Source organism: Streptomyces tamarix, from assembly GCF_032423885.1.
GTDB classification, from domain to species: Bacteria; Actinomycetota; Actinomycetes; order Streptomycetales; family Streptomycetaceae; genus Streptomyces; species Streptomyces tamarix.
The window spans coordinates 1-653 of the sequence record NZ_JAWCTQ010000109.1; the positions used below are offsets into that span (position 1 = coordinate 1).

General features: G+C 58.7%; 1 rRNA gene. It reads left to right on the top strand.

Annotated features, from left to right (window positions below):
• Positions 1-653: ribosomal RNA gene (locus tag RND61_RS32500) — 23S ribosomal RNA — on the top strand; the annotation flags it as partial.

A 653-nucleotide genomic window follows, 5' to 3' on the forward strand; every position in this document is an offset into this window, starting at 1 on the left:
GATGGGTAGGGGAGCGTCGTGTGCCGGGTGAAGCAGCCGTGGAAGCGAGTTGTGGACGGTTCACGAGTGAGAATGCAGGCATGAGTAGCGATACACACGTGAGAAACGTGTGCGCCGATTGACTAAGGGTTCCTGGGTCAAGCTGATCTGCCCAGGGTAAGTCGGGACCTAAGGCGAGGCCGACAGGCGTAGTCGATGGACAACCGGTTGATATTCCGGTACCCGCTTTGAAGCGCCAGCGCTGAACCCAGCGATGCTAAGCCCGTGAAACCGCCGTGTGCGTCTTCGGACAAGCGCGGAGTGGTGGAGCCGGTGGCCCAGACTGGTAGTAGGTGAGCGATGGGGTGACGCAGGAAGGTAGTCCAGCCCGGGCGGTGGTTGTCCCGGGGTAAGGGTGTAGGACGTCACGTAGGCAAATCCGCGTGACACATAGTCTGAGACCTGATGCCGAGCCGATTGTGGTGAAGTGGATGATCCTATGCTGTCGAGAAAAGCCTCTAGCGAGTTTCATGGCGGCCCGTACCCTAAACCGACTCAGGTGGTCAGGTAGAGAATACCGAGGCGTTCGGGTGAACTATGGTTAAGGAACTCGGCAAAATGCCCCCGTAACTTCGGGAGAAGGGGGGCCATGTCTGGTGATGAGTCTTGCACTC